This is a genomic window from Halorubrum sp. SD41 (assembly GCF_058630335.1).
In genome coordinates, this window is record NZ_JBZVGZ010000048.1 from 1 (window position 1) to 6,871 (window position 6,871).

A 6,871-nucleotide genomic window follows, 5' to 3' on the forward strand; every position below is an offset into this window, starting at 1 on the left:
TTAGATTCCCTCTCTTCTCTTACCCCTTTTCCCTTCCCCGCCCCCTTCCACCCCCCCCCAGCTTCTCCGGGGGCCCCGGCGGCGCCAGCGACTCCCTCGCGCGGGCTCCTCGCGGCCTGTCGGCCGCTCGGAGGCACGCGCCACCGCAGTTGTTTTTAAATACCACATCGTCGGAGCGGGGTTCAGCCGCCGCGAATCGACGTGGAGCGGCGCGGACCGGGGCGCTTTTTATGACCACGCTCGAATCGACGGACGTGCTATCGGTCGAGCTTCACGCGCATTCCGCGCTGTCGTACGACGGGCGCGACCCGGTCGAGCTCCTCTTGGAGCAGGCGGCCGCGGTCGGGCTCGACGCGCTCGCCGTCACCGACCACGACGAGATCGACGCCAGCATCGAGGCGGCCGAGAAGGCCCCCGACTACGGCCTCGTCGGCATCGTCGGCATGGAGGTGACCTCGGCGGTCGGCCACGTCCTCGCGTTCGGCATCGAGGAGCGAGTCGAGAGCGGCCTCCCCTTCGACGAGACGCTCGACCGGATCCGCGATCAGGGCGGGATCGCGGTCGTCCCCCACCCCTTCCAGAAGTCCCGCCACGGCGTCGCCGCGCACATCACCGACGACCAGCTGGCGAGCGCCGACGCCGTCGAGGTGTACAACTCCCGGCTGTTCACCGGGCGCTCCAACCGACAGGCCGAGAAGTTCGCCGTCCGCAACGGCCTCCCGATGACCGCCGGCAGCGACGCCCACATCTCAGAGATGGTCGGCCAGGCGGTGACGGAGGTGGGCGCCGACGAGCGCTCCGCCGCCGCGATCCTCGACGGGATCGCCGACGGCCGGACGAGCGTCGTCGGCAAGCGCACCCCGTGGCGGGTCTCGCTCAGGCAGTTCGGCGGCGGCGCCAAGCGCCGCGCGCTCCGCGCGCTCGACGCCCTCCGGTGACCGCGATGACGCCCCCCGATTCGTCCGATCTGCGCGGCGCCCCCGCGGACCGCGTCCGCGACGCCCTCCGCGACGGCGACCGCCTCCCCGGCGGGCGCGGCTTCGCCGGCCTCTTGGCCGACCCGCCGAGCCTCGGGGGCCCGGTCCTCGTCCGCGACGTCCTCGGCCGGCAGCCGCTGTTCGTCGAGCGCGAGGCGCTCGACGCCGAGACGGGGCGGGATCCGACCGCTCCCGACGCGCGGAGCTTCGACCGGACCGCTCTCGACGAGCCCGAACCGGTCCCGGCCGGGAGCGTCGTCTCGGCGAGCGGGACCGAACGCGTCTGGGGGCTTCCCGACTCCGGGCCGACCGCAGACCGGGGGACCGCGCTGTCGGCGGTCGACGACGCGGTGAGCGCGGCGCTCGACGACCTCTCCGCGGGGTCCAAGGAAGGCGACCTCGCGGTCGCCTTCTCCGGCGGCGTCGACTCCGGGCTCGTCGCGGCCGCCGTCCCCGAGGCCCCCTGCTACGTCGCCGGCTTCGAGGGGAGCCACGACGTCGCGGCCGCGCGCGACGCCGCGAGCGCGATGGGCCGCGACCTGCGGGTCGTCGAGATCACGCACGGGGATCTCACGCGCGCCGTCCGCGCGGTCGCAGCCGCGACCGGCCGCCGGAACCCGATGGACGTCGCCATCGCGGTACCGCTGTTCCTGACGGCCGAGGCGGCCGCGGCCGACGGGTACGACCGGCTCGCGCTCGGGCAGGGCGCCGACGAGCTGTTCGGCGGCTACAGCAAGGTCGTCGACCCCGCCGAGGACCCCCGCGTCGACGCCGACACCGTCCGCGGGGCGCGGACGGAGACGGTGCGTACGCTGCCCGACCAGCTGGAGCGGGACGTCCTCGCGCTCCGCGCCGCCGGCGTCGAGCCCGCGACGCCGCTGCTCGACGACCGGGTCGTCGCCGCCGCGCTGGCGCTCCCCGACGACCTGCTCGTGGACGGGGACGAGCGGAAGGTCGCGCTCCGACGCGTCGCGGCCGGGCGCGTACCGGGATCGGTTCACGCCGCGGACAAGAAGGCGGTCCAGTACGGCACGTACGTCTCCCGCGAGCTCGACCGCCTCGCGCGGCGGGCGGGCTACAAGCGGCGGATGGACGACCACGTCGGGAAGTACGTCGACGCGCTGTGTTCCGAGGAAAAACCGGCCGGTGAGGGCCGGAACTGACCAAGTCGCCGCGCGGAGTACCAGTCCTGCGGCCGACGCCCGAACGAACGGGCGTCTACTGAGATATCGACAGGACAGGTATAAAATCCGGGCAGTAGCGACAAATATGACTCCGTTGCGGCCGGACAGAAAACGATCGTCCGCAGATACGACCTATTACTGCCGGATCTCCGCATCGATAGCCCGCTTTGCCGGGGAAAGTTCACGTCCATCCGGGCGAGAACCGACCGGTTCGCGGACTCGCTGGCGGTCGCCGCGTCAGCGGACCAGGTACGGGTCGCTGCCGGCGATGAACCGACCGAGATCGCTCTCGCGTCGGAAGTCGGTCGAGCGGAGCTCCCGCAGCGACTCGACGAGCCGGTCGGCGTCGCCGTCGGTCCAGTCCGCGGGATCCTTGATCGGGACGACGAGCCAGCCGGCGCCGAGGAGTTCCTCGCCGTGGAGCGCGTCCATGTCGATCTCGGTCTTCCAGGCCCGCGCAGTGTACGTCTCGAGGACGTGTTCGGTCGCCCGCGCGCCCACCGGGAGCAGCACGTGGGCCGCGATGGCGCGGAGCTCCGCGTCGAAGAAGCGCTCCATGTCGTCGTAGGCGTCGTCGTCCGGCGGCCCCTCGCTCTCGCACATGTGGAGGTACGAGAGGAACGTGCGGTCGGTTCGGAGGGGGTCGACCGCGTTCGGGTCGCCCTCGCGGGCGACGCCGTCGGGGTCGACGCCGTCGGCGATCCCGCCGATCAGTCCGGCTTCCGCGAGCGCCGACAGGAACGCGGGCGACCACGGTTCGCCGGTGAAGGGGACGCCCGCAGCGGTCCCGCCGTGGACGCCGGGACGATCGCCGACGACGTGGAAGTCGGCGTTGGCGTCGCCGTAGCCGGGGACGAACGAGGGGCAGTCGGGGCGCATCCCGAAGGGGTTCCGGATCCGGTCCGTGACGTTCTGCACGCGATTTGGTAGGCCCGCGCCCGGTTATATCCCGTTCGGTCCGGAGCGAGCGGCTCGGGGAGCGAGCCCCGCGGGACGACGGACGGGGCGAGCGGGGCCGATGCGAGGCGCACGAGGCGACGAGGATTCCCATAAGTTATGGAGATAAACGGGGTCAATCCGGGTTGGGATACGCGTCGATCGACGCGGAACGGGAGAAGTTTCAGGATCGTTAATTTACGACCGAAAACCGCAAGACTGCGGCGCGGTTGTCTCGGGAGCAAGCACGGAAGATATTTATACATCCCCGCGTTCCGCTGGAGCAGAAGTCCAATGTTCGACCGCATCCGAACCGCGGCCCTCTTCGGGCTGCACCAAGCGACCGTCGCCGCCGGGATCTCGCTGTTCCCGGTGGCCGTCTTCGCGCGTCAGCGCCTCGGTATCAACGTCCCCGTCGGCCGACTCGTCGAGACCACCACCGAGGCGTTCGAGACCGTCGCCGAGGAGTGACCGCGCCGCCGTAGCGACTCGTTTTGCGCAGCCGACTACGCCGAACCCACTCGGAGCGACCGTGCCGTCGATCTCCCCGGAGCGCCGCTCCCGTCGCCGCCTCGATCCGAGCCCCGTACCTCCTCGCCGTCGGCCGGTCGCGGCCCGGCGACGGATAGGCCCGTCGGAACCGGTCGGCGGCCCCCGAAGGGTTGCCTTTATCAGCGCGCCGAGCCAACGAGCGTGTAATGCGAACACCGACTGGCGACCTCTCCGACGGGCCGGCCGCCGACCTGGGCCGCGACCAGCCCGTCTTCGGACCGGAGCTCGGCGAGTTCGAACACAGCGAGCGACGCGCCGCGAAGGCGGAGGAGGACGGCGAGATGAAGACCGGGACCACGACCGTCGGCATCAAGGCCGACGACGGCGTCGTGATGGCGACCGATATGCGCGCCTCCCTCGGCGGCATGGTCTCCTCGAAGGACGTCCAGAAGGTCGAGGAGATCCACCCGCGCGGCGCCCTCACCATCGCGGGCTCCGTCTCGGCGGCCCAGAACCTCATCTCGACGCTCCGCGCCGAGACGAGCCTCTACGAGGCCCGCCGCGGCAAGGACATGTCGATGGAGGCGCTGTCGACCCTGACGGGGAACCTCCTCCGCTCCGGGGCGTTCTTCGTCGTCCAGCCGATCCTGGGCGGCGTCGACGACGAGGGCGCGCACATCTACTCCATCGACGCCCTCGGCGGCACGACCGAGGAGGAGTACACCGTCACGGGCTCCGGGTCGCAGTACGCGCTCGGCGTCCTCGAACAGGAGTACGACGACGAGGTCACCATCGACGAGGCGAAGACCATCGCCGCGAAGGCGATCCAGTCCGCCGTCGAGCGCGACCTCGCATCGGGCAACGGGATCAACGTCGCGGTCGTCACCGACGACGGCGTCGAGATCACCCGGTACAAGGAGTTCGACGACCTGCTGTAGGGCGGCCCGCCGACGAGGTGAGTTCGCCGACCGCTTTTCGCTGCGACCTTCGACGATAGTCCGCTCGCTACCGACGAGTCCGTTCACCGGTCCGTTTCGAACGGTCGTCGGTCCGTTCCGAACGTTCGACTGTCCGTTCCGAACGTTCGTCTGTCCGTTCCGAACTCACCGCCGCAGGCCCGGGGGCGCGCGGATGCCGTCGCCCCAGTAGAACCGCGGGCCGAGGAGGAGGTAGCCGCACGAGAGGAACAGCAGCGCGAACGCGAACCCCTCGCCGATCCACGCCGGGAGCGCGTCCGTCGCCATGTGGCCGGCGGGCGTGAGGATCACGGCGGCCTGAACGACGCCCATCACCAAGGCGTCCTGCGCGTGGAGGTCGGGGTACGTCACCGTCGAGCCCATGAGCAACGCGAACGTCGTCGTCGCCGCGACGAGGAGGAGCGGGGCGGTGTACCCCGCGATGACGGCGGCCGCGAGCACCGTCGCCGCCAGCGTGGTCGGGACGCCCACCGTCTCGCGGGCGCCGTCCTCGTCGACCGTGTAGAGGCCGAGGCGGGCGACGGCGGCGGCGACGAACACCGCCCCCGCGCCGACCCCGGCGGCGACGAGGACGGGGTCCGTCGCGAACGAGCGCCCGTCGCGGACCACGGCAGCCACGAGCGCGGCGGGCGCCACGCCGAAGGAGGCGACGTCGGCCAGCGAGTCGAGGTACGGGCCGGCGGGGGTCGACCCGCGGTGCCGGGCGACGACGCCGTCGAGGCCGTCAGCGACCGCGGCGAGGAGGACGAGCCGGGCCGCGAGCGCGACGTCGACCGTGGCGGCGACGACGGCGAGGAAGCCGACGGCGGCGTTGGCCACGGTCACCGCGTCCGCGAGCCCGAGGCGCCGAGCGAACCGCAGAGGCATACCGTATCGGTCGACGAGCCGGGTTTTAGGGCTTGTTATCTCGTCGACCGCGGGCGGTCGGCTCGCGTCGGAACGCCTCCCGGCCGCCGCGCTCGGCCGCCGTCAGGGGACGTACCAGATCCCGCGCCCGAAGTCGAGCCACTCGCCGACCACGACGTGCGGCATCGCGATGACGCAGACGAAGATGGTGTAGAAGGCGACGGCGCCGGAGAGCAGCGAGCCGCCGGCCAGCGGGTTCGGCGCGACGGTCCACAGGGCGGCCGCGACGGTCGCCGTGACCAGCGCGCCGACGACGAGGACGCCCCACGCGACGACGAGCGAGACCCCCTCGGTCCGGTCCGGCTGTTCCTGCTCGACGACCATGCTCCGCGCCGACTGTCGCAGCGAGTACCACAGCGGGAAGTAGAGCCCGATGGCGACGACGACGGGCACCAAGGCGAAGTACGCGACGAGCAGCAGCGTCTCGGCGGCGTCGAGGAGCCACGAACGCCCGACCCCGCCGGTCGAGCGCAGACTGGTCGCGAGGCCGCCGCCGAGGTGCGCGAGGACCGCCAGCCCGAACGCGCCGCCGAGCGCCGTGGTGAACGCCTCGGGGTTCGACGCCGCCGGACCCGCTAACCGCCCGTCGAAGACGCCCAGCATGATGCCGGTGAAGCCGTAGAAGGTGTCCGTCCAGAAGATGGCGGGGACGACCATCACGGCCCCGCCGCGGACCAGCGCGGCGAGTGCGCGCTGCGGCCTGGTCGGGAGGTGATCGGTGCCGACTAAGGCGTCCATCACGCGGAGGTCGCCGTGGCCGCCCTTCGCGACCGCCGTCCCGAAGGCGATGGCGAGCGCGGGCAGCGGCGCGACGACGAACAGCGCCACGAACGAGGCGACGAACCCGAGGTACAGCGCCACGTACCGCGCGCCGAACGGGAGCCCCCGCCGGCGGAGGTTCGAGAAGTGTTCGTACCCGCCGTGCGGGAGGTTCAGCGCGACCATCCCGACGAGGTACGCGATCATCTGCGTCCGGAGCGACACGTCGGTGCCGGCCGCGGACAGGGCGCCGAACCCCACCGCGAGCAGGAGCAACGCCGCGCGAGAGGCACCGATAGCCGTCCGTTCCGGTTCGCCGAGGAGCCGCCGCACCGGACTCGCCGTCGACGTCGACATGGGTGCCAGTAGGGGCGTTACGGGGTTAGGGCCTCGTCGCCATTATTCGGGCTTTTATATTCCCGGCTCTGTCGGAACCCCCTATTTTTCAGATGTAATTCGCCTGAAACGTCCGGGGGCTGAAGAGTGCCTCTCGATCGGTTTCGGGAGTAGGTGTAGTACGTCGTGAGTGAGTCCATTTATAAGTCGGTTCGGGGTGCTGATGTGGCGGTGTTCAGATAAGGATTGAAAGGTGAGGCGGTACGTTTTCAAAGTGATTCATGCCCGAAAACGACCGCCTCAG

The 6,871-nt window shown here is 71.1% G+C and carries 7 protein-coding genes; 4 read left to right on the top strand and 3 right to left on the bottom strand.

Annotation, left to right across the window (positions count from 1 at the left end; all coding sequences use genetic code 11):
• Positions 1-254: 254 nt before the first annotated feature.
• Together AC4NMM_RS15110 and AC4NMM_RS15115 are read left to right on the top strand one after the other, a co-directional pair.
• Complete coding sequence (locus tag AC4NMM_RS15110; RefSeq protein ID WP_096396132.1) at positions 255-938, top strand: PHP domain-containing protein; 684 nt, start codon at positions 255-257, stop codon at positions 936-938.
• Positions 939-943: 5 nt separating this feature from the next.
• Positions 944-2,140 (top strand): asparagine synthase C-terminal domain-containing protein, encoded by a 1,197-nt coding sequence (locus tag AC4NMM_RS15115; protein WP_096396134.1) that lies wholly within the window; start codon positions 944-946, stop codon positions 2,138-2,140.
• A gap of 258 nt (positions 2,141-2,398) precedes the next feature.
• Here AC4NMM_RS15115 and AC4NMM_RS15120 read toward each other — a convergent pair whose 3' ends face one another.
• Complete coding sequence (locus AC4NMM_RS15120; RefSeq protein ID WP_096393668.1) at positions 2,399-3,079, bottom strand: uracil-DNA glycosylase family protein; 681 nt, start codon at positions 3,077-3,079, stop codon at positions 2,399-2,401.
• Positions 3,080-3,391: 312 nt separating this feature from the next.
• On the opposite strand from AC4NMM_RS15120, the gene AC4NMM_RS15125 reads away from it, so the two are divergent.
• Entirely contained in the window at positions 3,392-3,568 is a 177-nt protein-coding gene (locus tag AC4NMM_RS15125; RefSeq protein ID WP_491924644.1) for a hypothetical protein, read from the top strand.
• Between the two features lie 227 nt (positions 3,569-3,795).
• Positions 3,796-4,527, top strand: coding sequence for an archaeal proteasome endopeptidase complex subunit beta (psmB, locus tag AC4NMM_RS15130; protein ID WP_017342545.1), 732 nt, complete (start codon positions 3,796-3,798; stop codon positions 4,525-4,527).
• Between the two features lie 165 nt (positions 4,528-4,692).
• On the opposite strand, the gene AC4NMM_RS15135 is transcribed toward psmB, so the two are convergent.
• Both AC4NMM_RS15135 and AC4NMM_RS15140 read right to left on the bottom strand, forming a co-directional pair.
• On the bottom strand, positions 4,693-5,433 hold the full coding sequence (locus AC4NMM_RS15135) for a protein sorting system archaetidylserine synthase (protein WP_096393669.1): 741 nt from the start codon (positions 5,431-5,433) through the stop codon (positions 4,693-4,695).
• A 102-nt stretch (positions 5,434-5,535) separates the two neighbouring features.
• Complete coding sequence (locus tag AC4NMM_RS15140) at positions 5,536-6,588, bottom strand: Brp/Blh family beta-carotene 15,15'-dioxygenase (RefSeq protein ID WP_491924645.1); 1,053 nt, start codon at positions 6,586-6,588, stop codon at positions 5,536-5,538.
• Positions 6,589-6,871: the final 283 nt, after the last annotated feature.

Coding starts and splice junctions, on each gene's coding strand:
- AC4NMM_RS15115 (WP_096396134.1), top strand. CDS start 944: ATGACGCCCCCCGATTCGTCCGATCTGCGCGGCGCCCCCGCGGACCGC.
- AC4NMM_RS15125 (WP_491924644.1), top strand. CDS start 3,392: ATGTTCGACCGCATCCGAACCGCGGCCCTCTTCGGGCTGCACCAAGCG.
- psmB (WP_017342545.1), top strand. CDS start 3,796: ATGCGAACACCGACTGGCGACCTCTCCGACGGGCCGGCCGCCGACCTG.
- AC4NMM_RS15135 (WP_096393669.1), bottom strand. CDS start 5,433: ATGCCTCTGCGGTTCGCTCGGCGCCTCGGGCTCGCGGACGCGGTGACC.
- AC4NMM_RS15140 (WP_491924645.1), bottom strand. CDS start 6,588: ATGTCGACGTCGACGGCGAGTCCGGTGCGGCGGCTCCTCGGCGAACCG.